At 55.0% G+C, this 25,610-nt stretch carries 30 protein-coding genes and 3 tRNA genes; 18 read left to right on the top strand and 15 right to left on the bottom strand.

Annotated elements, in window-relative coordinates:
* Window position 1 precedes the first annotated feature (1 nt).
* The 5 genes from rsxG to gstA all read left to right on the top strand — a co-directional run bounded on the left by rsxG (window position 2) and on the right by gstA (window position 4,642).
* Window positions 2–634, top strand: a complete 633-nt coding sequence (gene rsxG / locus ACJY2L_RS05350; protein WP_067430381.1) for an electron transport complex subunit RsxG — start codon at window positions 2–4, stop codon at window positions 632–634.
* Complete coding sequence (locus tag ACJY2L_RS05345) at window positions 627–1,325, top strand: electron transport complex subunit E (RefSeq protein ID WP_067430379.1); 699 nt, start codon at window positions 627–629, stop codon at window positions 1,323–1,325. Before rsxG ends, ACJY2L_RS05345 begins: the two co-directional genes overlap by 8 nt.
* Window positions 1,322–1,957, top strand: a complete 636-nt coding sequence (nth, locus tag ACJY2L_RS05340; protein WP_439211990.1) for an endonuclease III — start codon at window positions 1,322–1,324, stop codon at window positions 1,955–1,957. The genes ACJY2L_RS05345 and nth overlap by 4 nt, the downstream gene beginning before the upstream one ends.
* Window positions 1,958–2,346: 389 nt before the next feature.
* Window positions 2,347–3,837 carry a dipeptide/tripeptide permease DtpA gene (gene dtpA / locus ACJY2L_RS05335; protein ID WP_439211989.1) on the top strand — a complete coding sequence of 497 codons (1,491 nt, stop codon included), beginning with the start codon at window positions 2,347–2,349 and terminating at the stop codon, window positions 3,835–3,837.
* A gap of 169 nt (window positions 3,838–4,006) precedes the next feature.
* Window positions 4,007–4,642 carry a glutathione transferase GstA gene (gene gstA, locus ACJY2L_RS05330; protein WP_067430368.1) on the top strand — a complete coding sequence of 212 codons (636 nt, stop codon included), beginning with the start codon at window positions 4,007–4,009 and terminating at the stop codon, window positions 4,640–4,642.
* Window position 4,643: 1 nt separating this feature from the next.
* Here the strand turns inward: gstA and pdxY are convergent, their stop codons facing one another.
* The 6 genes from pdxY to ACJY2L_RS05300 form a co-directional block, all read right to left on the bottom strand.
* Window positions 4,644–5,504: a pyridoxal kinase PdxY gene (gene pdxY / locus ACJY2L_RS05325; protein ID WP_067430365.1), complete on the bottom strand. Its 861-nt coding sequence runs from the start codon at window positions 5,502–5,504 to the stop codon at window positions 4,644–4,646.
* Between the two features lie 52 nt (window positions 5,505–5,556).
* Window positions 5,557–6,831 carry a tyrosine--tRNA ligase gene (tyrS, locus tag ACJY2L_RS05320; RefSeq protein ID WP_187486697.1) on the bottom strand — a complete coding sequence of 425 codons (1,275 nt, stop codon included), beginning with the start codon at window positions 6,829–6,831 and terminating at the stop codon, window positions 5,557–5,559.
* A 134-nt stretch (window positions 6,832–6,965) separates the two neighbouring features.
* Window positions 6,966–7,619 (bottom strand): pyridoxamine 5'-phosphate oxidase, encoded by a 654-nt coding sequence (pdxH, locus tag ACJY2L_RS05315; RefSeq protein WP_371317210.1) that lies wholly within the window; start codon window positions 7,617–7,619, stop codon window positions 6,966–6,968.
* A gap of 66 nt (window positions 7,620–7,685) precedes the next feature.
* Complete coding sequence (locus tag ACJY2L_RS05310) at window positions 7,686–8,000, bottom strand: MliC family protein (RefSeq protein ID WP_067430359.1); 315 nt, start codon at window positions 7,998–8,000, stop codon at window positions 7,686–7,688.
* Window positions 8,001–8,002: 2 nt separating this feature from the next.
* The gene (gene anmK / locus ACJY2L_RS05305) at window positions 8,003–9,130 is read right to left on the bottom strand and encodes an anhydro-N-acetylmuramic acid kinase (protein ID WP_439211988.1); all 1,128 of its coding nucleotides are present in this window, start codon (window positions 9,128–9,130) and stop codon (window positions 8,003–8,005) included.
* Window positions 9,127–9,354 (bottom strand): hypothetical protein, encoded by a 228-nt coding sequence (locus ACJY2L_RS05300; RefSeq protein WP_187488538.1) that lies wholly within the window; start codon window positions 9,352–9,354, stop codon window positions 9,127–9,129. Before ACJY2L_RS05300 ends, anmK begins: the two co-directional genes overlap by 4 nt.
* A gap of 60 nt (window positions 9,355–9,414) precedes the next feature.
* Here ACJY2L_RS05300 and ACJY2L_RS05295 point away from each other — a divergent pair, with 60 nt between their 5' ends.
* Complete coding sequence (locus ACJY2L_RS05295) at window positions 9,415–9,882, top strand: glycine zipper 2TM domain-containing protein (RefSeq protein WP_439211987.1); 468 nt, start codon at window positions 9,415–9,417, stop codon at window positions 9,880–9,882.
* Window positions 9,883–9,919: 37 nt separating this feature from the next.
* Here the strand turns inward: ACJY2L_RS05295 and slyA are convergent, their stop codons facing one another.
* From slyA to ACJY2L_RS05270, 5 genes are all read right to left on the bottom strand, one after another.
* Window positions 9,920–10,363 carry a transcriptional regulator SlyA gene (slyA, locus tag ACJY2L_RS05290; RefSeq protein ID WP_162265765.1) on the bottom strand — a complete coding sequence of 148 codons (444 nt, stop codon included), beginning with the start codon at window positions 10,361–10,363 and terminating at the stop codon, window positions 9,920–9,922.
* A 263-nt stretch (window positions 10,364–10,626) separates the two neighbouring features.
* Complete coding sequence (locus ACJY2L_RS05285) at window positions 10,627–11,097, bottom strand: hypothetical protein (RefSeq protein WP_439211986.1); 471 nt, start codon at window positions 11,095–11,097, stop codon at window positions 10,627–10,629.
* Between the two features lie 111 nt (window positions 11,098–11,208).
* Entirely contained in the window at window positions 11,209–11,727 is a 519-nt protein-coding gene (sodC, locus tag ACJY2L_RS05280; protein ID WP_439211985.1) for a superoxide dismutase [Cu-Zn] SodC, read from the bottom strand.
* Between the two features lie 81 nt (window positions 11,728–11,808).
* Complete coding sequence (locus ACJY2L_RS05275) at window positions 11,809–12,711, bottom strand: aldo/keto reductase (RefSeq protein WP_439211984.1); 903 nt, start codon at window positions 12,709–12,711, stop codon at window positions 11,809–11,811.
* 58 nt (window positions 12,712–12,769) lie between these two features.
* Entirely contained in the window at window positions 12,770–13,009 is a 240-nt protein-coding gene (locus ACJY2L_RS05270; protein WP_067430344.1) for a DUF1289 domain-containing protein, read from the bottom strand.
* 143 nt (window positions 13,010–13,152) lie between these two features.
* On the opposite strand from ACJY2L_RS05270, the gene ACJY2L_RS05265 reads away from it, so the two are divergent.
* The 4 genes from ACJY2L_RS05265 (at window position 13,153) to rnt (ending at window position 16,177) form a co-directional block, all read left to right on the top strand.
* On the top strand, window positions 13,153–13,752 hold the full coding sequence (locus tag ACJY2L_RS05265; RefSeq protein ID WP_187486695.1) for a TetR/AcrR family transcriptional regulator: 600 nt from the start codon (window positions 13,153–13,155) through the stop codon (window positions 13,750–13,752).
* 45 nt (window positions 13,753–13,797) lie between these two features.
* Window positions 13,798–14,895, top strand: a complete 1,098-nt coding sequence (locus ACJY2L_RS05260; protein WP_439211981.1) for an alkene reductase — start codon at window positions 13,798–13,800, stop codon at window positions 14,893–14,895.
* 88 nt (window positions 14,896–14,983) lie between these two features.
* Window positions 14,984–15,391 carry a lactoylglutathione lyase gene (gene gloA / locus ACJY2L_RS05255; protein WP_067430335.1) on the top strand — a complete coding sequence of 136 codons (408 nt, stop codon included), beginning with the start codon at window positions 14,984–14,986 and terminating at the stop codon, window positions 15,389–15,391.
* Window positions 15,392–15,493: 102 nt separating this feature from the next.
* On the top strand, window positions 15,494–16,177 hold the full coding sequence (rnt, locus tag ACJY2L_RS05250) for a ribonuclease T (protein WP_067430332.1): 684 nt from the start codon (window positions 15,494–15,496) through the stop codon (window positions 16,175–16,177).
* A gap of 34 nt (window positions 16,178–16,211) precedes the next feature.
* On the opposite strand, the gene ACJY2L_RS05245 is transcribed toward rnt, so the two are convergent.
* On the bottom strand, window positions 16,212–16,544 hold the full coding sequence (locus ACJY2L_RS05245; protein ID WP_067430329.1) for a Grx4 family monothiol glutaredoxin: 333 nt from the start codon (window positions 16,542–16,544) through the stop codon (window positions 16,212–16,214).
* A 366-nt stretch (window positions 16,545–16,910) separates the two neighbouring features.
* Here ACJY2L_RS05245 and ACJY2L_RS05240 point away from each other — a divergent pair, with 366 nt between their 5' ends.
* A complete protein-coding gene (locus ACJY2L_RS05240; protein ID WP_067430326.1) occupies window positions 16,911–17,690 on the top strand; it encodes a C40 family peptidase in 780 nt (259 codons plus the stop codon).
* A gap of 56 nt (window positions 17,691–17,746) precedes the next feature.
* Here the strand turns inward: ACJY2L_RS05240 and cydH are convergent, their stop codons facing one another.
* Window positions 17,747–17,836, bottom strand: a complete 90-nt coding sequence (gene cydH / locus ACJY2L_RS05235) for a cytochrome bd-I oxidase subunit CydH (protein ID WP_157883858.1) — start codon at window positions 17,834–17,836, stop codon at window positions 17,747–17,749.
* Between the two features lie 273 nt (window positions 17,837–18,109).
* On the opposite strand from cydH, the gene purR reads away from it, so the two are divergent.
* Window positions 18,110–19,135 (top strand): HTH-type transcriptional repressor PurR, encoded by a 1,026-nt coding sequence (gene purR / locus ACJY2L_RS05230; RefSeq protein ID WP_067430323.1) that lies wholly within the window; start codon window positions 18,110–18,112, stop codon window positions 19,133–19,135.
* On the opposite strand, the gene punR is transcribed toward purR, so the two are convergent.
* Entirely contained in the window at window positions 19,132–20,043 is a 912-nt protein-coding gene (gene punR / locus ACJY2L_RS05225; RefSeq protein WP_264272761.1) for a DNA-binding transcriptional activator PunR, read from the bottom strand. The genes purR and punR overlap by 4 nt on opposite strands.
* A 104-nt stretch (window positions 20,044–20,147) precedes the next feature.
* Here punR and punC point away from each other — a divergent pair, with 104 nt between their 5' ends.
* Window positions 20,148–21,329, top strand: a complete 1,182-nt coding sequence (gene punC / locus ACJY2L_RS05220) for a purine nucleoside transporter PunC (protein ID WP_439211980.1) — start codon at window positions 20,148–20,150, stop codon at window positions 21,327–21,329.
* A 303-nt stretch (window positions 21,330–21,632) separates the two neighbouring features.
* Window positions 21,633–22,781 carry a cyclopropane fatty acyl phospholipid synthase gene (gene cfa, locus ACJY2L_RS05215; protein ID WP_439211979.1) on the top strand — a complete coding sequence of 383 codons (1,149 nt, stop codon included), beginning with the start codon at window positions 21,633–21,635 and terminating at the stop codon, window positions 22,779–22,781.
* A 53-nt stretch (window positions 22,782–22,834) separates the two neighbouring features.
* Here cfa and ACJY2L_RS05210 read toward each other — a convergent pair whose 3' ends face one another.
* Window positions 22,835–23,482, bottom strand: a complete 648-nt coding sequence (locus ACJY2L_RS05210) for a riboflavin synthase (protein WP_067435299.1) — start codon at window positions 23,480–23,482, stop codon at window positions 22,835–22,837.
* A gap of 220 nt (window positions 23,483–23,702) precedes the next feature.
* Here ACJY2L_RS05210 and ACJY2L_RS05205 point away from each other — a divergent pair, with 220 nt between their 5' ends.
* The 4 genes from ACJY2L_RS05205 (at window position 23,703) to ACJY2L_RS05190 (ending at window position 25,468) form a co-directional block, all read left to right on the top strand.
* A complete protein-coding gene (locus ACJY2L_RS05205; RefSeq protein WP_439211977.1) occupies window positions 23,703–25,076 on the top strand; it encodes an MATE family efflux transporter in 1,374 nt (457 codons plus the stop codon).
* A gap of 147 nt (window positions 25,077–25,223) precedes the next feature.
* A tRNA-Val gene (locus ACJY2L_RS05200) sits at window positions 25,224–25,300 on the top strand.
* A 4-nt stretch (window positions 25,301–25,304) separates the two neighbouring features.
* Window positions 25,305–25,381, top strand: a tRNA-Val gene (locus ACJY2L_RS05195).
* A 10-nt stretch (window positions 25,382–25,391) separates the two neighbouring features.
* Window positions 25,392–25,468 (top strand) — tRNA-Val (locus ACJY2L_RS05190).
* Window positions 25,469–25,610 lie beyond the last annotated feature (142 nt).

Genomic DNA, 25,610 nt, shown 5'->3' with positions numbered 1-25,610 from the left:
CATGCTGGATTCCATACGTAAAAACGGTGTGACGCTGGCGGTGTTTGCCGCAGTTACCACCGGCCTGACCGCGGTAGTGAATTACGTGACTAAACCGGTGATCGCACATCAAACCGCGGTGCAGCAGAAAATTTTGCTCGATCAGGTAGTGCCGCCAACGCTCTATAACAACAACATTCAGCAGGAATGTTACGTTGTCACCGACCCCGCGTTGGGCAACAATGCGCCTCATCAGCTCTATCTGGCACGTAAGGATGACAAGCCGGTTGCCGTGGCGCTTGAGACCACCGCACCGGATGGCTATTCTGGCAACATTCAAATGATCGTCGGCGCGGATTTCAGCGGCACGGTGCTGGGCGTACGCGTGGTTGAACACCATGAAACGCCGGGCCTCGGGGACAAAATCGATTTGCGTATCTCTGACTGGATCAACAGCTTTGCCGGTAAAGTGGTGCACGGCGCGGCCGATGGCCATTTTGCCGTGAAAAAAGATGGCGGTGATTTTGATCAGTTCACCGGCGCGACCATTACCCCGCGAGCGGTGGTGAATGCCACAAAACGTACTACGCTGTTTATCGCCTCACTGCCGCCGCGTCTAGCGTCGTTACCCGAATGTGGAGAGTCCAATGAGTGAAGCTAAAAATCTGCTGGTCGGCGGATTGTGGAAAAACAACTCGGCGCTGGTGCAGCTGCTGGGCCTTTGTCCGCTGCTGGCCGTCACCTCAACTGCCACCAACGCGCTGGGCCTTGGCCTGGCGACCACGCTGGTGCTGGTCTGCACCAACAGCGGTATCTCCCTGACTCGCCGCTGGGTGCCGTCTGAAATTCGTATTCCGATCTATGTGATGATCATTGCTTCGGTGGTGAGCTGCGTGCAGATGCTGATTAACGCTTACGCTTATGGCCTTTATCAGTCGCTGGGCATCTTTATTCCGTTGATCGTTACCAACTGCATCGTGGTGGGCCGCGCGGAAGCGGTGGCGTCAAAAACCAGTGTACCGCTGGCGGCGCTGGATGGGTTTGCTATCGGCATGGGTGCGACCTGCGCCATGACCGTGCTCGGTTCGCTGCGCGAAATTATCGGTAACGGCACGCTGTTCAACGGCGCCGATCTGCTGCTCGGCCCGTGGGCAAAAGCGTTGCGCATCGAAGTGGTCCATTTTGATTCCCCAATGCTGCTGGCGATGCTGCCGCCGGGCGCGTTTATCGGTCTCGGCATGATGCTGGCGGCAAAATACCTCATTGATCAGAAAATGAAAGCGCGTGCACTGCGGGCCGCGGAACAGCAGGCGTTATCGCTGGGTGAGCCAGGTAAAGCGGTGTGAACAAAGAAAAACGTATTGAAATTCTGACCCGGCTGCGGGACAACAATCCGCATCCCACCACCGAACTGGTGTTCAACTCGCCTTTTGAACTCCTGATTGCAGTACTACTGTCAGCGCAGGCCACCGACGTCAGCGTCAATAAGGCGACGGCAAAGCTCTACCCGGTGGCGAATACGCCGGAAGCGATGCTGGCACTGGGCGTGGACGGCGTGAAAAGCTATATCAAAACCATTGGCCTGTTTAACAGCAAAGCGGAAAACGTAATCAAGACCTGCCGCCTGCTGATTGAACGCCACAACAGCGTAGTGCCGGAAGATCGCGCCGCACTGGAGGCGTTGCCTGGCGTTGGGCGTAAAACCGCCAATGTCGTGCTGAATACCGCATTTGGCTGGCCAACCATCGCCGTGGATACGCACATTTTTCGCGTCTGCAACCGTACCCGTTTTGCCCCGGGTAAAAACGTCGATCTGGTGGAAGAAAAGCTGCTGAAAGTGGTGCCAGCCGCTTTTAAAGTCGATTGCCATCACTGGTTTATTTTGCACGGCCGCTATACCTGTGTGGCACGAAAACCGCGTTGTGGCGCCTGCCTTATCGAAGATCTGTGCGAATACGCTGACAAAACCGAGATTTAACTTCCTGCCGATGAGACAAAAAAACGCACCCGCTAAAGGTGCGTTTTTTTTGTGTCGCTGATTGATGAAAGACAGGGATAAAAGCCCGACGGCGCGCAGATTGGCGATTTTTCCAGCCCGTTCCCGCAGCGCAACCGATTGCCGCGCTAACGCAAGCTTAAAAAACCACCAATGATACGTGCTGCAGCATTTAACACCGTGCAATATCGACAACACAAAACGTTAACGCTGTGAATGAGACAAATAACAGGTTCGGGAAAAAACTTGCGCGATGCGGCGCAATAAGCGAAATTAACCGCCGTTTTTCCAATAATAATGCAGCGCATGACGGTTCATCATGACGCTGGCTTATTTCCTGCTTCCAGGCGGGATCAGCAAAAGAGGTAGATGTGTCCACTGCAAACAAACACGATCACGAGGCGGTAAGCCTCAATGCGTTCAAACAGCCAAAAGCGTTTTATCTGATCTTTACGATCGAGCTCTGGGAACGTTTTGGCTATTACGGCCTGCAGGCCATTATGGCCGTCTATCTGGTGAAACAGCTGGGCATGTCCGAAGGCGACTCCATTACGCTGTTCTCGTCGTTCAGCGCCATGGTTTACGGCATGGTCGCGATTGGCGGCTGGCTGGGCGATAAGGTGCTCGGCACCAAGCGCGTTATGGTAATGGGCATTATTGTACTGGCGCTGGGCTACTCGCTGATCGCCTGGTCTGGCCATGACACCAATATGGTCTACTTCGGTATGGCAACCATCGCGGTGGGTAGCGGCTTGTTCAAAGCTAACCCCTCTTCACTGTTGTCGACCTGCTATGAAAAAGATGACCCGCGCATTGATGGCGCCTTCACCATGTTTTACATGTCGATCAACATCGGTTCGCTGTTTTCGATGATGCTGACGCCCTGGCTGGCTGACCGTTACGGCTGGAGCGTAGCGTTCTCGCTGTCGGTCGTTGGCCTGGTGATTACCCTAATCAACTTTTTGCTGTGCCGCAAAGTGGTCAAAAATCACGGTTCAAAGCCCGACTTTAAGCCGCTTAACGTGAAGAAACTGCTGATTACGCTGGTCGGTATCGTGGCGCTGGTGGTGATTGCCACCTGGCTGCTGCACCATCAGGATATTGCCCGCCTGACGCTGGCGGTGATCGCTATCGGCATCGTGCTGGTGTTCGCCAAAGAAACGTTCGGTCTGCAGGGCGCGGCGCGTCGCAAGATGATTGTGGCCTTCCTGCTGATGCTGGAAGCGATCGTGTTCTTCGTGCTCTATATGCAGATGCCGACGTCGCTGAACTTTTTTGCGATTCGTAACGTTGAGCACAGCATTCTCGGCATCACCTTTGTACCGGAGCAGTTTCAGGCGCTCAACCCGTTCTGGATTATGGTTGCCAGCCCGCTGCTGGCGGCGGTCTACAACAAGCTGGGCGATCGCCTGCCGATGCCGCACAAGTTTGCTATCGGTATGCTGCTCTGCTCCGCCGCCTTCCTGGTGCTGCCGCTGGGTGCCAAAACGGCCAACGCAATGGGCATTGTCTCCTCTGGCTGGCTGGTGCTGAGTTACGGCCTGCAGAGTATCGGCGAGCTGATGATCTCCGGCCTTGGCCTGGCAATGGTGGCGCAGCTGGTGCCGCAGCGCCTGATGGGCTTTATTATGGGCTCATGGTTCCTGACCACCGCTGGCGCAGCGATGATTGCCGGTAAAGTGGCGAACCTGATGGCGGTACCGGAAAACGTTAACGAGCCGGTGCAGTCGCTGCAGGTTTACAGCGAAGTGTTCCAGCAGATCGGTATCGTAACCGGCGTAATGGCCGCGCTGATGCTGTTGACCGCGCCGCTGTTGAACCGTATGACCCGCGAGGATGCGCCGCAGACCGCGACCAAATAATCGCCCTTTGTTGCGCGCCATGAATGCCAGTCTGATGACTGGCATTTTTTTTGCCCGCTGCCCTGGCATTTATTGCGGTCAGAACAACCAACCGCAACTACACTTTTTGCCATAGTCGATGTCGGGATGCCGCTGGTGGTCGCCCGACCCATGCTGCAAGGAGTGTAAAATGAAGCTGTTCTACAAGCCCGGTGCCTGTTCTGTGGCGCCGCACATCGTGATGCGTGAATGCGATTTTGATTTTACCCTGGTACGGGTTGATACCGCGGCGGGCGTAACCGAACGCGGCGAACCCTGGCTGGAGATCAACCCACGCGGCCAGGTGCCGGCGCTGATGTTTGACGACGGCACGCTGCTTACCGAAGTGGCGGCAATTACGCAATATCTGGCCGATCTGAAGCCCGACCGTCAGCTGCTGGCGGAAGCGGGTAGCCTGACCCGTTACCAGACGCTGGAGTGGCTCAGCTATCTGAGCAGCGAAATCCACAAGCGTTTTGCCCCGCTGTTTCGCAAAGAGGCGGCTGACGCCTATAAATCGCTGTTGAAGCTACAGCTAAACCAGCGCTTTATTGATATCAGCAACCAGCTTGGCGATAAGCCCTGGCTGCAGGGCAGCCGCTTTACGCTGGCTGACTGCTATCTCTATCCCATCTGGCGCTGGGCCACCGCCCTGAAAATTGCCCGTGAGGAGACCGATGCCCTGCAGGCGTGGGCAGCACGCGTAGAGGCGCGCCCGACGGTGCAGGCGGTGTTACAGGCTGAGGGAATTGAACCATTGACGGGCGACGAACGCCGCCCGCAGTAAATCAGAGCTTTTCGGCGGCGAAATGTTGCTGCGGCTGGGCGATGGCATCCTGTGCCGCCACCAGCTGCAGTTCATATTCGCCCATCGCGTGGGTTTTCAGCATCACTTCATAGACCGCGGCGGTGATGTGCTCCAGCGCATCCTGTAGCGATTTGCCGTGCAGCAGGTTCACCAACAGCAGACCGCTGGTGAGATCGCCGACCCCCACCGGCTGACGTACGCCGAAGTCGATAAGCGGACGGCTGATGTGCCAGGCTTCATCGGCGGTAACCAGCAGCATTTCAAAACGATCGCTGCGACGTCCGGCACGTGCCAGATGTTTGACCAGCACAATGCGCGGGCCCAGAGCAATCAGTTCGCGCGATGCGGCGACCGCTTCGTCGATATCTTTCACCGTTTTGCCGCTGAGCATCTCCAGCTCCAGCAGGTTTGGCGCGATGATATCGCTGGCCGGCAGCGCCAGTTTGCAATGAAACTCCGCCACGCCAGGCGCCACGATGCAGCCTTTCTCAGGATGACCCATCACCGGATCGCAAAAATACCAGGCGTTGGGATTCGCCGCTTTTACGTCGCGCACGATGGCGAGGATCTGCTCGCCCTGCTCAGCCGATCCCAGATAGCCACTCAACACCGCATCACAGGTTTTCAGGCGATCGATATCCGCAATGCCTTTAACGATATCGCTGAGATGGGTCGCGGGCATTACGGTGCCGGTCCAGTGACCATATTGCGTATGGTTGGAAAACTGCACCGTATTCAGCGGCCACACGTTTGCGCCCATGCGGCGCATCGGAAATTCGGCGGCGCTGTTCCCGGCGTGGCCGAACACCACGTGCGACTGAATTGCGAGGATATTTTTCATTGCTCAACCTGCTCTTGCCATAAAAAGGGCCGGAAACCGGCCCTGAAGAAGTTTATTTCCAGCACGCCAGGCAATAATGTTTTTTGCCGCGGCGCAGCAGCGTAAAGCGACCAAACAGCTTGTCCGCCTCGGTGAAGCGATATTCGGCATCACCCTGCTTTTCGCCGTTGAGATTCACCGCATTGGAACCGATCATGGTGCGCGCCTGGCCGCGTGACGGTACCAGCTCCGCTTTGACCAGCGCCTGTTGCAGATCGTCTTCATCGGTTAGCATGATGGTGGGCATGCCATCCTGCGCCAGCTGTTCAAAGTCCGCTTCGGTCATCTCGCTCAGCGCGCCAGAGAAGAGGCTGGCGGTGATGCGCTGTGCCGCCTGCAGGCCCGCATCGCCATGCACCAGCCGCGTGACCTGTTCGGCCAGCACATACTGCGCGCGCGGCGCTTTACCGCTGTTTTTATCCTCTTCTTCCAGTGCAGTAATCTCTTCCAGTGAGAGAAAGGTGAAGAACTTCAGGAAGCGATAAACGTCGGCGTCAGCGGTATTGATCCAGAACTGATAGAACTTGTACGGGCTGGTTTTCTTCGCGTCGAGCCAGATGGCGCCGCCTTCGGTTTTACCAAACTTGGTGCCGTCTGATTTGGTGATCAACGGCACCGTCAGGCCAAACACCTGATTCTGGTGCAGACGACGGGTCAGATCGATCCCGGAGGTGATGTTGCCCCACTGATCGGAGCCGCCAATTTGCAGCACCACGTTATGCTGCTCATTCAGGCAGGCAAAATCGTAGCCCTGCAGCAGGTTGTAGGAGAACTCGGTAAAGGAGATACCCTGATCGTCGCGGTTCAGGCGCTGTTTCACCGCCTCTTTGTTGATCATCTGGTTAACCGAGAAATGTTTACCGATGTCGCGCAGAAAGGTCAGCACGTTCATGCTGCCGAACCAGTCATAGTTGTTGGCGGCGATGGCGCTGTTGCTGCCGCAGTCAAAGCTCAGGAAAGGCGCAACCTGCTGACGGATCTTCTCGACCCACTCATTAACCGTATCAGCGGTGTTGAGCTTGCGCTCTGCGGCCTTGAAGCTCGGATCGCCAATCAATCCGGTTGCGCCGCCTACCAGCGCCACCGGCTTGTGACCGGCGTCCTGGAAGCGTTTCAGGCAGAGCAAGGGAACCAGATGGCCCAAATGCAAGCTGTCGGCGGTCGGATCGAAGCCGCAATAGAGTGCAATTGGCCCTTGCGCCAGTCGCTCTGCTAACGCTGCCTCATCCGTTACCTGGGCGATCAGCCCACGCTCCTGCAATTGTGTAATCAGGTTACTGCTGGTCATTAAAGACTCCATTTGAAACGACTGCACCTGGACCGGTACACGGCTTTCCGCTTAGTCGCGGAGAAAAAATACGGCGTATAGCATAAAGCGCTGGCGACAACTCTTCCAGCGCTTAACCGCTAAAAAAGGGGGGATCAGGGTGCCAGGCGGTCGATTTTCCAGCCATCGCCCTCGCGCTGGTAGAAGAAACGGTCATGCAGACGATGCTCGCCGCCCTGCCAGAACTCCATGCTGTTGAATTTAACCCGGTAACCGCCCCAGAAGCTGGGCAGCGGAATCTCGCCCTGCTGGAACTTCTGCTTCAGCTCGAGAAACTTGCTCTCCAGCACGCCGCGCGCAGAAATACGGCTCGACTGCTTCGATACCCAGGCGCCGATCTGACTGTCGCGCGGACGGCTGTGGAAGTACTTCATCACCTCCAGCACCGACAGCTGCTCAACCTCGCCGGTAACCATGACCTGACGCTCAAGCATGTGCCACGGAAACAGCAGGCTGATGCGTGGATTGTGCTGCAGCTGCTGCGCCTTCCGACTACCCAGGTTGGTGTAAAAAATCATGCCCTGCGCATCAAAGTGCTTCAGCAGCACGATGCGCTGATAAGGCTGGCCCTGCGCATCCACTGTCGCCACGCTCATGGCGGTGGGATCGGGCAGCTGCGCATCGCAGGCCTGACGCAGCCAGTGTTCAAACAGCGCCAGCGGATCGGCTGGCAAATCGTTGCGACGCAATCCGCCGCGGGTGTATTCGCGGCGCAGATGGGCAATCTGCTGTAAGGCATTCGTTTCCATTATCATTTTCACCGAAAACCAGAAGGAATTTTCATTGTGCGCCGCGGCGCACATTCCTGCAATGCGCTAGCGCTGTGGCGGTGGCTGCAGCAGGCAATCATTAACCACGACCTTTTTATTACGCTCAATAAAGGCACCGTCACCTTTCGACCAGAAGACATAGTTATCGTCGCTGTAGCGTGTGCCCGATGCGGCAATGGTTTGCGTCAGGGTCAACGGCTTGCCATCCATAATAAAGCTGACCTGCTGCTTATCGTTATCCAGCGTCACGGTCAACGGCATGGTGCCGCAGGTATAGTGCAACGTCTGCACCGGTGCGGGCTTAGGTGGCATCAGGCTACAGCCGCTGAGCAGCAACGCCAAAGGAAGGATCTTCTTCATGCTTATCTCCGATAATGCGGTAAAGGATTGGCGGGAAAGATAGCGCCGAGCACGCTTTCGTGCCGGGCGCCGGTGACCGACGGCAGATTGCCCGGTTCGCCCGACAGCGTACGAAACGCCAGCCAGGCAAAGGCGAGGGCTTCCATGTCATCACCGCTGATGCCTGCGCTGTCGGTGCCGGCGACTTCAATGCCGGGCAGGTGGGCAGCCAGGCGCATCATCAGCTGCGGATTACGGCTGCCGCCGCCGCACACCAGCAGGCGATCGCAGCCACCGTTCAGCAGCACCTGCTGCGCGATGGTCAAGGCGGTAAGCTCAACCAGCGTCGCCTGCACATCGGCCGGTGACAGTGCCGGAAAGGCCGTCAGCTGTTTCTCAATCCAGCCGTAATTGAAATATTCCCGCCCGGTGCTTTTCGGCGCCGGTAAGGCAAACCACGGGTCACTGAGCATCTGCTGCAGCAGCGGCAAAACTGTTTGACCCGCAGCGGCAAACTCACCGTTTTTATCGAACGGCTGCTGCTGCTGACGCCAAATCCACGCATCCAGCAGCATATTGCCCGGCCCGGTATCGAAGCCGCGCACCGGTTTGCCGGGAATCAGCAGCGACAGATTAGCGATGCCGCCAATATTGAGCACCATGCGCCTTTCGTTAGCATCCATCAGCAGTGCCTGATGAAAAGCGGGCACCAGCGGCGCGCCCTGGCCGCCCAGCGCCATGTCGCGACGGCGGAAATCGCCCACCACGGTGATATTGGTGGCCGCCACGATCTGGTTATTATCGCCAATTTGCAGAGTGTTTGGCGCATCGCCCAGCGGCTCGTGCCAGACGGTTTGGCCGTGACAACCGATGGCGGTCACGTCGCCCGCTTCCAGCCCTTCACGCTGCAACAGCACATTCACCGCCTCGGCGAACAGCAGCCCCAGCCGGGTATCGAGCTGACCGAGCTGTGACAGCGTCAGTGTTTGTCCCTGACTGAGATCGAGGATCTGCTGGCGCAGCACGCGCGGCATCGGGTGGCAGTAGCTGGCCTGCTGCGCCACCAGCTGTTCATCAATAGCCGCCAGTACCACATCCACTCCGTCGAGGCTGGTGCCGGACATAACGCCGATATATCGTCCTGATTTCATCTGTGTGCCTTATTCCCGCAGGAAAGAGAAGTCTGACTGCCAGCCTGGCAAAACAGGCCGGGTAATTCTATGATTAATTGCTGTTTTTCGGAATCCATCACCCTTTTTATGACGAAACGTTTTTTTCTTTGCCGCGATTGAATTTTTGTTAAGGGATGCGGGTCTATGCTACGGCCTGTTTCTTTTTCATGCGTTGTCCAGGCCAGTTGCCAAACTTGTGCCATAGTAATAACGAATCCGTGGCTTAATTGCGGCGTAGCATTAAGTAAAATAAGGAGCTTCAGATGATTAAGCGTTTAGTTGCCGTGGCGCTTGCCGGCATGACTCTGGCAGGCTGTTCTAACACCGATACGCTTTCGGGCGATGTGTACAGCGCTAACGAGGCGAAACAGGTACAAAATGTCACCTACGGTACGCTGGTGTCAGTTCGTCCGGTTAAAATCCAGGGTGGCGATGAAAGCAATGTGATTGGTGCCATTGGCGGTGCGGTGCTGGGTGGTTTCCTGGGCAACACCGTGGGTGGTGGCGCAGGACGTAGCCTGGCGACTGCAGGTGGCGCGGTTCTGGGTGGCGTAGCCGGTCAGGGCGTGCAGGGCGCAATGAACAAAGCAGACGGTGTTGAGCTGGAAATTCGTAAGGATGACGGCAATACCGTGCTGGTGGTTCAGAAGCAGGCGGCCAGCCGCTACAGCGTAGGTCAGCGCGTGCTGTTAGCCTCAAACGGACGCGAAGTTACCGTTTCTCCACGTTGATAATAAAAAAACCGACGCCTGTGCGTCGGTTTTTTTGTTACTCACCTTTGTGCTGCAAATCCAGAATATTTTTTTCCAGTTTGGCAATCAACGTGATGAGCTGGGTGATCTCCTGCGTGGAGATTCCGGAGAGAATGTCGTCGCGCGTGGCGTCGATAACGCTTTCCACTTCGCTGATAATTGGCTCCGCCTCTTTCGTCAGTTTGATGCGCTTGGCGCGCCGATCGTTGGCGCAGGTGCAGCGAGTAATCAAGCCCTTCTCTTCCAGCTGATCCAGCGTACGTACCAGCGAAGGCTGCTCGATACCGATCGCTTTTGCCAGCTGAATTTGCGACTGTTCTGGCGGCAGCTGATGGATATTGTGTAGCGTCACCCAATGCGTTTGCGTCAGCTCCAGCGGCTTCAGACGCTGATCGATCAGTGCACGCCAGATGCGCACCAGGCGTGCCAAATCCGTTCCTAATGGCGTATCCAATTTCATCTCCTTATAATTAGCTTGCTAGCAATCAAGCCCGATTCGCGTCTATTCTGCGAGTTTGTCGGCCAAATTACAAATTGGCTGGTTGAGAATTCGCTGGCGCCGGTTGGCGCTATTCTCCTCTCAACCTGAATGACAGCCTGTATGTTGCTTCACAAACCGGTTAATTCCCCGCGATATTAAATTTTAAGCGATCTTTTTTACGGGATGCCGCGAGCTGAACCTGCCCGCCGCCAGATGAGGCGCAACACAGCGGTGAGCCTTTGTTACTTACAATAGAGATCGTGCTGGCGCTGAAAATCGTCCTGCAGCTGCTGTAGCGTTTTTTTTCCTTCAAAGCGGGTTTTGTCATCCTGCGAGGTGGGTTCCAGCACCAGTTCATCCTCTTCAGGTGAATAGATAAACTGGCGGTGCAGCGTTTTGCCGGTAAAGCCGCGCCCAATAATGGCACCACAGACCATTACCATGCTGTGGCGAAACACAGTGGCATCGGTAAAGTTGGTTTCCGTCCCGCTGCGCAGCACGGCATCGCAGCCCTGTGCCTGCAATGATTTGATCACACCTGAGGTGAGCCGCTCGCGTCCTTTGGCAATCGCCTCACATTTATTACGTGCGGGATTGGAGTCGATGGTGTATTGCAGCTGTTTGCCGGCATCAATCACCAGCTGGGTATCGCTCTTGCCTTCACATCCTGCCAGCAGCAGCACCGTTGCCAGCCAGCACATCGTTTTTTTCATCCCTTATTCCTTTCAAAAACATAGCGCGTTTATCATAGCGTCAGTGAGGATGTTTTTAACAGCGGCAAAGGGTTATGAAAGATTAAGGGCTGCACGCGGCAGCCCTCTGTTTTACTTAATGACGCCACAGGCGAAGCGTTCACCCCCGCCGCCCAGCGGCTTCGGATGATCGGCATGGTTATCGCCGCCAACGTGCACCATCAACGCTTTACCGGAAATATCCGCCAGTTTTTTGATGCGCGGTGCCAGCACTGGATAGGTCGCTTTGCCATCGTCGGTGACAAAGATAGCGGGCAGATCGCCCAGATGACCGTCATGATAGGGTCCCAGATGCTTGCCGCTGTTGGTGGGATCCAAATGGCCCCCTGCAGCGCCGGCTGCCACCACTTTACCGTCGGTCGTGGCCGGTTCACAGCTGCCTTTGGCATGAACATGGAAGCCATGAATGCCCGGCGTCAACCCGCTCAGGCTGGGCGTAAACTGCAAGCCCCAGTCGGTCTCTTCAATGGTGACGCTGCCGATGGCTTCACCGACACCTTTGGCGGTAACGCTGTGCAGTTCGACTTTCTCACTGGCGGCATGAGCGGTGCCCACGGCCAGCAGCATTGCGGCGATCACACTTTTTTTCATCGTTCATCCTTATTAATGGCGCATTCTGCCTAAGTCTGGACGCTAATTACCGTTCTCGCCGCTAATTCACACGACTTTACCTTAAGGCACGTCGTAGCCGAGCGCCGCTTTACGAATGCGGAACCACTGCTGTCGTGAAAGAGAAAGTTCAGTGGATCGCACGGCTGCCCGCACGCGATCGATTTTACCGCTGCCAATAATCGGCAGTGGTTGCGCAGGCAACCGCATGATCCAGGCATACACCACCTGCTCAAGATTGTCGGCGCCGATCTCCTGCTGTACCCGCGCCAGCTCATCGCGCAGCGGCTGGTATTCCGCCGCATTAAACAGCTGGCCGCCACCCAGGCAGGACCAGGCCATTGGACGCAGGCGCAGCTGCTGGCATTGATCCAGCGCGCCATCCAGCAAAGAGGCTTGCTGCAGCGGAGAGATTTCCAGCTGATTAGTGACCAGCGAAAACGGCAGCCGTGATTGCAGCAGAGAAAATTGCGCCGGGGTGAAATTAGAGACGCCAAAATGGTGCACTTTGCCACTTTCACGTAGCGCAATAAAGGCTTCTGCCACCTCATCCGCATCCATCAACGGATCGGGGCGATGAATCAGCAGCAAATCCAGATAGTCGGTGTGGAAGTGGCGCAATGACTGTTCGGCACTGCGGCAGATATGATCGCGATCGGTAATGTAATGGCCGATATGATGTTCCGGTTTCGCCCGCGTGGCGATGCCACATTTGGTGACGATCTGCAGACGCTGGCGCAGCGCTGGCGAGCGTTTCAGCGCATCGCCAAAGGCCGCTTCGCACTGATAATCGCCATAGATATCGGCGTGATCGACGGTGCTGATACCGAGATCAACATGTTGTTCAATAAAGCCGAGCAGCTGATGCGCATTCATCTGCCATTCCATCAGGCGCCAGTAGCCCATGATAAGCGATGAAAATTCTGGCCCCTGCGGGGCGATCGGGTGACGTTGCAGCACGGACATTCTCCTTGAGGGTAATTTCCGTCTGAGTATAACGGATTCCCCGGCAGGACAAAGCGGGCTAAAACAGCGAGGGTTGCTCTGGATCAGGAATTTCAGGCGGTTTGCCCTGACGGTGCAGGCGCAGGAAACGCTGGCGACACAAACGCCACACCTCGCGCTTTTGCGCGTCAGTGAATTTCATCCAGTTGAAGCGCTCATCACGGCTGCGCAAACAGCCACGGCAATAGCCGCGCTCGTCTGACTGGCAAATTCCCCGACACGGACTGGGCACCGGGAAAAACTCTAGTTGCTCGGCCACCGGATCTCCTGCTGAATGGGCATATTTCTATTGAAGCCCCGTTACCGCTACGGCGCAAGTTGCGCAGTTGAATTTATGCGTTAGTGAACAGTTTGTGCCGCAGCGGTTTGCATTAGACCGACCGGTCTATTAAGGTAATAAGCATGAAAACTACCACCCGACAGGATACCCGTACGCACCTGCTGGACACCGGCGAACAGCTCTGTCTGCAGCGCGGCTTTACCGGTATGGGATTGAACGAACTGCTGCAACAGGCGGGCGTGCCGAAAGGCTCTTTTTACCATCATTTTGTGTCGAAAGAGGCTTTTGGTGTGGCGCTGCTGCAACGCTATTTTGCACGTTCGCATCAGCAGTTCAGCGCCTTTCTGGCGCAGGGCGATGCGCCGCCGCAGCAGCGCATTCTGGCGTTTTATCAGCAGATTGAGCAGCGCTTTCGCGAGTCGGGTGACATTTATGGCTGCCTGAGCGTGAAAATTTCCGCTGAGGTGTGCGATCTCTCAGAAAGCATGCGCGATGCGCTGACCCAGGGTTCGCAGGCCGCTATGGCGACGCTGGCCGCCACGCTGGAGCAAGCGGTGGCGCAGCACGGATTAACACTGGAATCCTCGCCGCAGGCATGTGCTGAAACGCTCTACCTGCTGTGGCTGGGTGCCAGCTTACAGAGCAAAATTACCCGCGACGTGGCACCGATGAGCAATGCCTTACGGGTCTTTACCCACCTGCTCAGCCCGTCTACCTTTTAAAAAACCGATCGGTCGAGACGACCGGTCTACTCCAGGGAGCAATGAATGTCATTATCCACGCTGTTTACCCCACTTACCGTGGGTGCGATTACCGTACCTAACCGCATTTTTATGGCACCACTGACGCGTCTGCGCAGCATTGAGCCGGGCGACGTGCCTACGCCGCTGATGGGCGAATATTACCGTCAACGCGCCAGCGCCGGTCTGATCATTACCGAAGCCACACAAATCTCGTTTGAGGCAAAAGGTTACGCCGGTGCGCCAGGTCTGCATACGGCAGAGCAGATTTCGGCATGGAAGGCGATTAACGCGGGCATTCATGACGCCCAGGGCCACAGCGCGGTTCAACTGTGGCACACCGGCCGAATTTCGCATGCGTCGCTGCAACCCCACCAGCGCGCGCCGCTGGCTCCTTCTGCTATCTCCGCTAACACACGCACCTCATTGCGTGAAGAGCAGGGAAAAACCATTCGCGAAGAGACCTCAACGCCACGCGCCATGAGCCTGGCCGAGATTCAACAAGCGGTTGCAGATTTCCGTCAGGCGGCGGTCAATGCCCGTGAAGCGGACTTTGATCTGCTGGAGCTGCATTCTGCCCACGGCTATTTAATCCACCAGTTCCTGTCACCGGCGTCTAACCAGCGTGACGATGAATATGGCGGCAGCGTTGAAAACCGTACGCGTTTCGCGCTGGAAGTGGTCGATGCCGCGATTGAAGGCTGGGCAGCCGATCGCATCGGTATCCGTATTTCACCACTCGGTCCATTTAACGGCCTCGACAACGGTGAAGATCAGGAGCAGGCCGCGATTTACTATATTGAGCAGCTGGCCAAACGCCATCTTGCCTATCTGCATATTTCCGAGCCTGACTGGGCCGGTGGCAAACCTTACAGCGATGCCTTCCGTAAAGCGATACGCGCGGCCTATCCTGGCGTGATTATCGGCGCCGGTGCCTATACCGCTGAAAAAGCAGAGTCGCTGATTGCTCAGGGCCTGATTGACGCCGTGGCGTTTGGCCGCGATTACATCGCCAATCCTGATTTGGTTGAGCGTCTGCGTCAGAATGCGCCGCTCAATGAGCCGCAGCCGGAAACCTTTTACGGTGGCGATGCAAAAGGCTATACCGATTATCCTGCGCTATAGTGCAGGGCGGCCAGCTTTCTGGCCGCATTGTTCGGCACTATACTGGAATTAACGTCATCGGATGATGACCCGACACCAAGAGGACTTTATGCGTTTACTTCATACTATGCTTCGCGTTGGCGATATGCAGCGTTCACTCGATTTTTACACCCGCGTTCTCGGCATGCGTCTGCTGCGTGAAAGCAAAAACACCGAATATAAATACGATCTGGCTTTTGTGGGTTACACCGATGAGAGCGAAGGTGCGGTGCTGGAGCTGACCTATAACTGGGGCGTTGAGAGCTACAACCTCGGTGACGCTTACGGCCACATTGCGCTGGGCGTGGATGACATCGTGGCAACCTGCGATCGCATTCGTGAAGCGGGCGCGAAAGTGACGCGCGAGCCGGGTCCGGTCAAAGGCGGCAGCACGATTATCGCCTTTGTAGAAGATCCCGATGGCTACAAGATTGAACTGATTGAGAACAAACACGCTGGCGCCGGTCTGGGCAGCTGATTATTTTCGGGGCACGTCGCTGCCCCGCTTCTTCCTTCCTGCTGCAAGCCCCGCACTTTTTTGCCATAATACGCGCTGCATTTTCCCTTCAATGAGATCCTGATGTCTGAATCGAATCACCTAAATGCCCTGTCACAGCGCTTCCGGGGGTTTTATCCCGTGGTTATTGATGTCGAAACCGCCGGTTTTGATTCGAAAACTAACGCCCTGCTGGAAATCGCCGCAGTGACCTTAAAAATGGACGATGCCGGCTGGCTGCACGCTGACGAAACCCTGCATTTTCACGTTGAGCCTTTTGAAGGCTCGGTGCTGCAGCCCGAAGCACTGGCATTTAATGGCATCGATCCGGCAAACCCGCTACGTGGTGCGGTCAGCGAATATGACGCGCTGCATGCCATCTTTAAAATGATCCGTAAGGGTATGAAAGAGCACGAGTGCAATCGGGCGGTGATGGTGGCGCATAATGCGACCTTTGATCTGAACTTTGTGATGGCGGCGTCAGCACGCTGCAACATGAAGCGTAACCCCTTTCATCCTTTTGTGACCTTTGATACTGCGGCGCTGAGCGGGCTGGTGCTCGGACAAACCGTGCTGGCAAAAGCCTGTATTGCGGCGCAGATCGACTTTGACAGCACGCAGGCGCACTCTGCGCTGTACGATACGGAACAAACCGCCGCGCTGTTTTGTGAGTTGGTGAATCGCTGGAAACGTCTGGGAGGCTGGCCATTGCCGATGGCTGCCGCAGAATCGCAGGACGAGCAGGACGAGCAAGACGAGCAGGCGTAAACTGACAGGAAAAAGGGGCATCGCGCCCCTTTTTTTATTCTGCTTCTTTGTGCTTTTCAGCCGCCTCTTTAATCAGCGGCTGCAGCTCACCACGCTGGAACATCTCAATAATGATATCGCAGCCGCCGACCAGCTCGCCGTCAACCCACAGCTGTGGGAAGGTTGGCCAGTTGGCGTACTTTGGCAGCTCAGCGCGGATGTCAGGATTTTGTAAAATATCCACAAAGGCGAAGCGCTCACCACAGGCAGAAAGCGCCTGCACGGCCTGAGCAGAAAAACCACAGCTTGGCAGTTTTGGCGAACCCTTCATGTACAGCAGGATCGGGTTTTCTGCGATCTGGCGCTGAATTTTTTCAACAGTACTCATTTTTGCCTTCCTTAATTCATGACTTCGTGTCTATTTATTGTAGCGATTCTCGCCTGCCGCCGAAACGACTTTTCAGCCGCGATTGAACGAGCGCCGTAAGGCGACAACGATTATAGCCGGTAAATAACATTTTCTTATCATTGCACAGGGTTAATCAATTAATAATTCGTAATAATGTGCTGCGATAACCGACTGAAATTGTTTATTTTCAATGCGTTTTTGCCTGCTGGAATTAATAATGGAAAAAGACCTTACCTTTTGTGAAAAAGTTCGATTAGAATTGCTGCTCGGGTCTGACCGCCGGGTCAGATTAATGCTATTTATTCGCTCACGCTGTTCATTGGGCCCTATACCTGTAACCGACTCATGCGTCTATTAATTACGCTTTTTGTGCTGGCGTTTGCCCAGTTGATGATGAATGTGGCTGAAGCGTCGCCGCAGGCACCCGTCAACGCCACCCATCACAAGGCAGAAAAGAAACTGGCACGCGATGACGACCGACGCAAAAAGCGCGCGGTAAAAACCACAACGAAAAAGTCACGCCTCACCGCCGTACAGAAATTAAAGCTTAAAAAACGCACCAAGGTTCAAACTGCTTCGCTGCAAACCCCCAAATCCCGCACGACCCTTCGCTCACTGAAACGCTATGGCCGCCATCGCCAGTCAGATGCCGCTGAGACGGAAACCGCCGCGGCAAAACTGGCGCCATTGAAAATGAGCAAGGCACACCGCGCGCGCTATCAGAAAGCCCGTGAAACGGCGATGAATAAGCTGATGGGTCAGCTGGGTAAACCTTATCAGTGGGGCGGCGCCTCACCGCACACCGGCTTCGACTGTAGCGGCCTGGTATGGTATGCCTATAAAGATCTGGTTAAGTATAAGATTCCGCGCACCGCCAACGAGATGTTTCATTTGCGTGATGCCGCTCAGATCGACCGCGAATCGCTGCAAAAAGGCGATCTGGTGTTCTTCCGCATTAACAACCGCGGCGCTGCTGACCATGTTGGCGTGTATCTGGGCGATGGCAAATTCATTCAGTCGCCACGGACCGGAAAAGATATTCAGATTACAGCGCTGGGAGAAGATTACTGGCAGCGCCATTACGTTGGCGCACGTCGCGTGATGACGCCGAAAAATATTCGCTGATACCTGCTGTTGCGCAACAAAAAAAGGCCGCGTTGATGCGGCCTTTTTTGTCGGCGTCAGTGCAGAATGGCCGTCACGCTAAATGCGATGATGACCGCCAGCGCGCCGGCGGTGGTCAACAATGCCATTTTTAAATCAGTGCTCATGGTTATCCTCGTGATATCTTTTTATCGTAAGATTTATCTTTCTCGCTGGGTAAACATCTCGTTTTCTTGCAGCAGCCTTGCTAGAATTCGCCCTTCGCGTTGCGCAACATTACGCGACCTGTCTGCTGCTAGCGCTTTTAACGACGTCACCCCCCTATTTTTGGCGTTTACTTCGGCAATTAAGGCCGGTTGCGCCGCATTATATTCCGCAGACGCAAACGTTTAACATTATGCTTATCAACCCTTTGCGATAAGCGCAGGAGTAGCACTTCCATGGCAACAATCAAAGACGTGGCAAAACTGGCCGGTGTTTCAACCACCACCGTGTCGCACGTCATCAACAAAACACGCTTTGTCGCTGAAGAGACGCGCGAAGCGGTATGGGCAGCAATCAAAACGTTGCACTACTCACCGAGTGCCGTTGCCCGTAGCCTTAAGGTCAATCACACCAAGTCGATCGGCCTGCTGGCTACCTCAAGCGAAGCGCCCTATTTCGCCGAAATTATAGAGGCGGTAGAAAACCGCTGCTTTGATCGCGGATATACATTGATTCTGGGCAACGCCCACAATGACCTGCAAAAACAGCGCGCTTACCTGTCGATGATGGCGCAAAAGCGCGTCGATGGCCTGCTGGTGATGTGCTCTGAATATCCTGATGACCTGCTTAAAATGCTGGAAGAGAACCGCAATATTCCAATGGTGGTGATGGACTGGAGCGAGTCGCGTGGCGATTTCACCGACACCGTACTTGATAATGCCTTCCACGGTGGTTATCTGGCGGGCCGCTATCTGATCGATCGCGGCCATCGCGATATCGGTGCGATTCCCGGCCAGCTGGAACGTAACACTGGCGGCGGTCGCCATGCGGGATTCCTTAAGGCGTTAAATGAGGCCAACATCGCCGTGCGCGATGAGTGGATCGTCCAGGGTGACTTCGAACCAGAGTCTGGTTACAAGGCGATGCAGCAGATCCTGTCACAAAAACAGCGGCCAACTGCTGTGTTCTGCGGTGGCGATATCATGGCGATGGGCGCAATTTGTGCCGCGGATGAGATGGGTTTGCGCGTGCCGCAGGATATTTCAGTGATCGGCTATGATAACGTGCGCAATGCGCGGTACTTTACGCCTGCCCTGACCACCGTACATCAGCCAAAAGAGCAGCTGGGCGTTACCGCGCTGGATATGCTGCTGGAGCGCATTCTCAGCAAGCGCGAGCAGCAGCAAACCATTGAGGTGCAACCGACGCTGATTGAACGTCGTTCAGTCGCCGACGGCCCTTTCCTCGACTATCGTCGTTAATGGCTTTCCTGCAGCCACTCCTGATTCAGCGTGGCCGGATCGCCAAGGTAATCGAGCAACCAGCTTAGCGCAGGGGAACTCTGTTGTTCAGACCAACTGACACAGCAGGGGCTGCCCGGGAACTCGCTGGCCAGCTGCAGCGCCTGTAAGGTGCCGTCCCGCTCCAGCGGCGCAGCAATGTGCGCCGGTATCATGCCGACGCACAATCCCGCCAGTAGACACTCCACGCCGCTTTGCCAGTCAGGCACCACCAGTCGACGCTGATTATCCAGCGTCCAGGTGGTGCGACGCGTCAGGGCACGTGACGTATCTTCCATCACCAGCGACGGCCACTCACGCAGGGCATCATCGCTGACCACACCCGTGATGCTGGCCAGCGGATGTGATTTTTCCACCACGCAACGCCAGTTAACGGTTCCCATATCGCGGAAGGCAAAGCGCCCACCCACCGGGATCGCCTGCGTGGCACCGATGGCCACATCTACCCGCCCGTCAGCCAGCGCATCCCAGACGCCGTTGAACACCTCCATGCTGATTAACAGTTCCATATCCGGGAAATGCCGATAGAAATCCAACACCAGTTGCCGGGTGCGTGGCGGCTTAACAATACAATCAACGGCGATGCTCAACTGGCCGCGCCAGCCGTTGGCTACCTGCTGACACTGACGTCGGGTGGCAAGCATTTTTTTGATAACAGAACGGCCTTCGACGACAAAATGTTCCCCGGCCGCGGTTAAAACCACGTCGCGGTGACGCCGTTCGAACAGCGGTACAGCCAGCCAGCGCTCAAGCTGGCGCACGGTATAACTGATAGCGGAAGGCACGCGGTGCAGCTCTTCCGCCGCGGCGCTGAAGCTGCCAGTACGTGCCACAGCATCAATGACTTCTAACCCATGTTCAGACCACATTTTTTGCCTGCAAAAAATTTCAAAGCCAGAGGCAAATATTACCGTTTCACAACGCGCTGTGCATGCTTTTACACTGCGCCGACAATAATTTTGATGAGCGTCCCATGACCAGGAATATTTTTTTCTTACCCTACCTCGCGTTATTAAGCATGCTCGGCTTTCTGGCCACCGACATGTATCTGCCTGCTTTTTCGCTGATGCAGCAGGATTTTGCCACTGAAGCTGGGGTGATCAGCGCCAGCCTGTCGATTTTTCTGGCCGGTTTTGCCGTTGCCCAGCTGATTTGGGGCCCGCTTTCCGATCGCATCGGCCGCAAGCCGGTGCTGCTGGCTGGTTTGGCACTGTTTGCCGTTGGCTGTGGCGGCATGCTGTGGGTGCAGGATACCCACTGGATGCTGGTATTGCGCTTCCTGCAGGCGGTTGGCGTCTGTGCTGCTGCCGTTAGCTGGCAGGCGCTGGTGGTTGATACGTATCCAGCCCATCAGTCTAACAAGGTGTTCGCCACCATTATGCCGCTGGTGGCGCTGTCGCCCGCGCTGGCGCCTTTGCTGGGTGCGTGGCTGCTGTCGCATTTCTCATGGCGCGCGATTTTCCTCGCCCTGATGGTGATTGGCCTGCTGCTGCTGATTCCGACTTCACTGCTGAAAAGCAAAGATCGCAGCGTCAAGCCCAATACGGCGCAGCCTGGTTTTGCCACGCTGCTGCGTTCTGCTATCTACAGCGGTAACGTACTGATTTATGCCGCCTGCTCGGCCAGCTTTTTTGCCTGGCTAACCGGTTCGCCGTTTATTTTGCACGATATGGGCCTGACGCCTGGCGATATCGGCCTGAGCTATATTCCTCAAACCATCGCGTTTCTGGTAGGCGGTTACAGCTGTCGCGCCGCGTTAAATCGCACCACCGGCGATCGTCTGCTGCCCTGGCTGATTGTGCTTTATAGCGTCAGCATCACCGCCCTGTTTATGGTGGCGATGAGCGGTAATCCTTCGCTCACCATGCTGCTAATCCCCTTCTGTGGTATGGCGATGGCCAACGGCGCAATTTATCCGATTGTGGTAGCGAGTGCGTTATCCCCCTTTCCGCACGCCACCGGTAAAGCGGCAGCGCTGCAGAATATGCTTCAGTTAGGCCTCTGCTTTGTCGCCAGCATGGCGGTTTCGCAGTGGCTGACGCATCCGCTGTTGACCACCAGCATCGCCATGCTCAGCACCGTTTTTCTGGCGGCTGCGGGTTACTGGTGGCAGCGTTCAGCGGAACGTCCTGAGCAGGTGTTAGCTGAATCCTGATTGGCCACAAAGTTAGCACGCTAACAATAATGCATTGAATATTGCCCTGGGTGAGCATATACTCATTCGGGGCATTATTTTATCTAAAATCAGTAACATAACGGCTAGCAATATGCGCCGTTACGGCTGTAAATTTTTTTTCAGTGCTGCGTTCGCATCACGTTTTATTTTTTTCTTTATTTTCAAACCTCTGTTAAAAGCCGATGTCGAGGGGCATGGAAATTCCGTGCGTGCTCTCACAACACGAAAAGAAATTGACTATTCTTTTTCTCAAGTTTTGATCATACGGGTGATGGAGAAGCTATGAGTTCATCATGCATCGAAGACGTAAATCTGGAAGAGAATCACTGGTATCGTATTGCACATGAAATGCTGGCTGGCGTCGGTATCGAAGTGAATGGGCCGCATCCGTGGGACATTCAGGTGAAGCATCCCGATTTTTTTAAACGGGTGTTACAGGATGGATCGCTGGGTCTCGGCGAAAGTTATATGGATGGCTGGTGGGAATGCGCGCGGCTGGATATGTTTTTTCATCGCGTATTAAAGGGCAAACTGGATCAGAAGTTGCCACACCATTTTAAAAATACTCTGCGTATTGCTGCTGCTCGTCTGAAAAATCTACAATCGAAAAAACGCGCCTGGATTGTCGGTAAAGAACATTACGATTTAGGAAATGACCTTTTTTCACTGATACTCGATTCCCACATGCAATATTCCTGCGGTTACTGGCATAAAGCTGACACGCTGGAAGAGGCACAACGCGCAAAATTAACGCTTATTTGCGATAAGCTTGGTCTGGAACCTGGTATGACCCTGTTGGATATTGGCTGCGGCTGGGGCGGACTGGCGGAATTCGCCGCGCGTTATTATGGCGTGCAGGTAACAGGCGTAACCATCTCCGCTGAACAGCAAAAAATGGCTCAGCAGCGCTGCGCCGAACTACCGGTCACTATTCTGCTGCAGGATTATCGCGATCTGGATCAGCAATTTGATCGTATTGTATCGGTAGGTATGTTTGAACATGTTGGTCCGAAAAATTACGCGACCTATTTTGATGTGGTTGATCGTAATTTAAAACCTGACGGTATTTTTCTGTTGCATACCATCGGCGCCATAAAGACCGATATGAATGTCGATCCCTGGATAGATAAATATATCTTCCCTAATGGCTGCTTGCCCTCGGTGCGGCATATTGCCGATGCCAGCGAACCGCATTTCATCATGGAAGACTGGCATAATTTTGGTGCGGATTATGACACCACGCTGATGGCCTGGCATACACGCTTTATGCAGGCGTGGCCGCAGCTGGAAGCCGCTTATGGCGAACGTTTTAAGCGCATGTTTAGCTACTATTTGAACGCCTGCGCCGGCGCGTTTCGGGCGCGAGATATTCAGTTGTGGCAGGTGGTATTCAGCCGTGGGGTTGAGGGTGGTTTGCATGTAGCCCGCTGAAAAAGGGCATAAAAAAGGCCGCTCAGCGGCCCTTTTTATTTTGTAGATCGGCGTTATTTAAATTCGCCACTGGCAGCAGCCATAATCGCGCCTTCGCGCTGTGCCAGCACGCGTTCTACGGTATCGACAATCGCCTGGGTTTGCGGATCAATTTCGATATTCACTCGCTGTCCCAGTTTTTTGGTCCCCAGCGTAGTACGCGCCAGCGTTTCCGGTATTAAATGTACACAGAAGCGCGTCGGCGTGACATCGCCTACCGTCAGGCTGATGCCATCAATACCCACATAGCCTTTATGCAGAATATATTTCATCTGCGCGGCGTCCTGCGGGCGAAACCAAATTTCACGGTTATTTTCTGAATTGATGATTTTGCAAATTTCTGCGGTGGTGATGATGTGGCCGGACATCAGATGACCACCTATTTCATCGCTAAATTTTGCCGCGCGCTCGATATTCACCACGTCGCCCGGCTGTAATTCACCCAGATTGGTTAAACGCAGCGTCTCTTTTATTAAGTCGAAGCTGACGCGATCGCCCTCAATATGGGTTACGGTCAGACAGCAGCCGTTGTGTGCAACAGACGCGCCTAATGCCAGACCCGGTAATAACTCCGCTGGCAGCTGCACCACGTGGGTACGAAACTGCGTTTTCTCGTCAACGGCAAGCAGCCTGGCTGTGCCCTGAACAATTCCGGTAAACATACTTCTGCCTCCGTGGTTTTTTTTCATATTATCATATTCTGCTGCCAGAATAAGGCCTGCCATGGCAATAACGCCATGGTAATGCGTGTAATAACCCGTTATTCAGCATTGGCTAAATGCGCGCCAATCGTTAAACTATGCCACTCATTATTCTGATTATTTTGGTTTACTCAAAACCGTTCTTTTTGGCCGTCCCACCTCTAAAAATAAGGTTTACCCCGTGCAGAAGTACTGGACAGAAGCGCGTCAATTATTAGGCCTTGCCATTCCGGTTATCCTTGCCCAGGTCGCCCAAACGGCGATGGGTTTTGTCGACACCGTAATGGCAGGCGGCGTGAGCGCCACCGACATGGCTGCCGTGGCGATCGGCACCTCAATCTGGTTGCCGACCATCCTTTTTGGTCATGGCCTGCTGCTGTCCCTGACGCCGATCGTGGCACAGCTTAACGGCTCAGGCCGTCGCGAACGCATCGCACTTCAGGTCCGCCAGGCGTACTGGCTCGCCTTGCTGGTCTCGCTGCTTATCATGCTGCTGTTATGGAACGCCGGCTACGCGATCCATGCTATGCACAACATCGATCCGCGGCTGGCTGACATCGCGGTCGGCTATCTACACGCGCTGTTGTGGGGGGCGCCGGGATACCTGTTTTTCCAGGTAGCACGCAACCAGTGCGAAGGCCTGTCGAAAACCAAACCCGGTATGGTGATGGGTTTTATTGGATTGATGGTCAATATTCCGGTGAACTACATCTTTATTTACGGGCATTTCGGCATGCCTGCGCTGGGCGGTATCGGCTGCGGCGTCGCCACCGCGTCGGTTTATTGGGTGATGTTTATCATTATGAAATGGTGGATTGGCCGCGCGCATTTTCTGCATGACGTGCGTCTCAACACGTTCTATTCGCCGCCCGACTGGAAAATCATCTGGCGACTCACCTCTCTCGGCCTGCCGGTGGCGTTGGCGCTGTTCTTTGAGGTGACGCTGTTTGCGGTGGTCGCCCTGCTGGTATCACCAATGGGTATCGTACAGGTGGCCGGTCACCAAATCGCACTGAACTTCAGTTCGCTGATGTTTGTGCTGCCGTTGTCGATGGGCGTCGCCGCTACGATTCGCGTCGGCTATCGTCTTGGCCAGGGATCGCCTGAAGATGCCCGCGTAGCGGCCTGGACCGCGCAGGGCGTGGGCGTGATGATGGTGGCCTGTACCGCTCTGTTCACCGTGATTTTTCGCCATCAGATCGCCCTGCTCTATAATGACAATCCCGAAGTGGTGACGCTGGCGGCGCAGCTGATGCTGCTGGCGGCGGTGTATCAGTTCTCTGATTCGATTCAGGTGATCGGCAGCGGCATTTTGCGCGGTTACAAAGATACCCGCTCCATCTTTTATATTACTTTTGTGGCGTACTGGATCCTCGGCCTGCCCAGCGGATACATTCTTGCGCTGACCGATATCGTCGTCGCGCCCATGGGGCCGGCCGGATTCTGGTGCGGCTTTATTATCGGCCTGACGTCGGCGGCAATTATGATGATCTGGCGAATTATTCGTTTGCAGAGGCAGTCTGCAGAGAACATTCTCGCGCGTGCAGCCCACTGATTTTTGCCGTATTTCACGAAGACACGCCCAAAATTCGGGCGTGTCGAACAACAGATGTTCAGTCAGTAATAAAAATCACGCTTTTTCCTTGCCAGCCGTGATGCCTGCCGTTAATATTCGTCCCCGCTGTCTCCCAGACAGTGCAGTGCGTTCTTAGCTCAGTTGGTTAGAGCACCACCTTGACATGGTGGGGGTCGATGGTTCGAGTCCATTAGAACGCACCACAGTGCGTCCGTAGCTCAGTTGGTTAGAGCACCACCTTGACATGGTGGGGGTCGGTGGTTCGAGTCCACTCGGACGCACCAATTTCTGAAAGCGTTCTTAGCTCAGTTGGTTAGAGCACCACCTTGACATGGTGGGGGTCGATGGTTCGAGTCCATTAGAACGCACCACTTTGTTCTCTCCTCTTTTGTTGCGCAACTCCCTGAAATCCTCCGGTCATTCTGCTTCGCTCAACCTTTTTAATTGGTTTTCGTATACTTAGCGCTTATAATGAATTCCGTTGTCCACTTGAATGGTTTCAGCGTAACGTGC

Source organism: Duffyella sp. Ts4 (genome assembly GCF_051851875.1).
In the GTDB taxonomy this organism is placed as follows: Bacteria; Pseudomonadota; Gammaproteobacteria; order Enterobacterales; family Enterobacteriaceae; genus Duffyella; species Duffyella gerundensis.
This window is presented reverse-complemented; position numbering and strand designations above follow the sequence as displayed.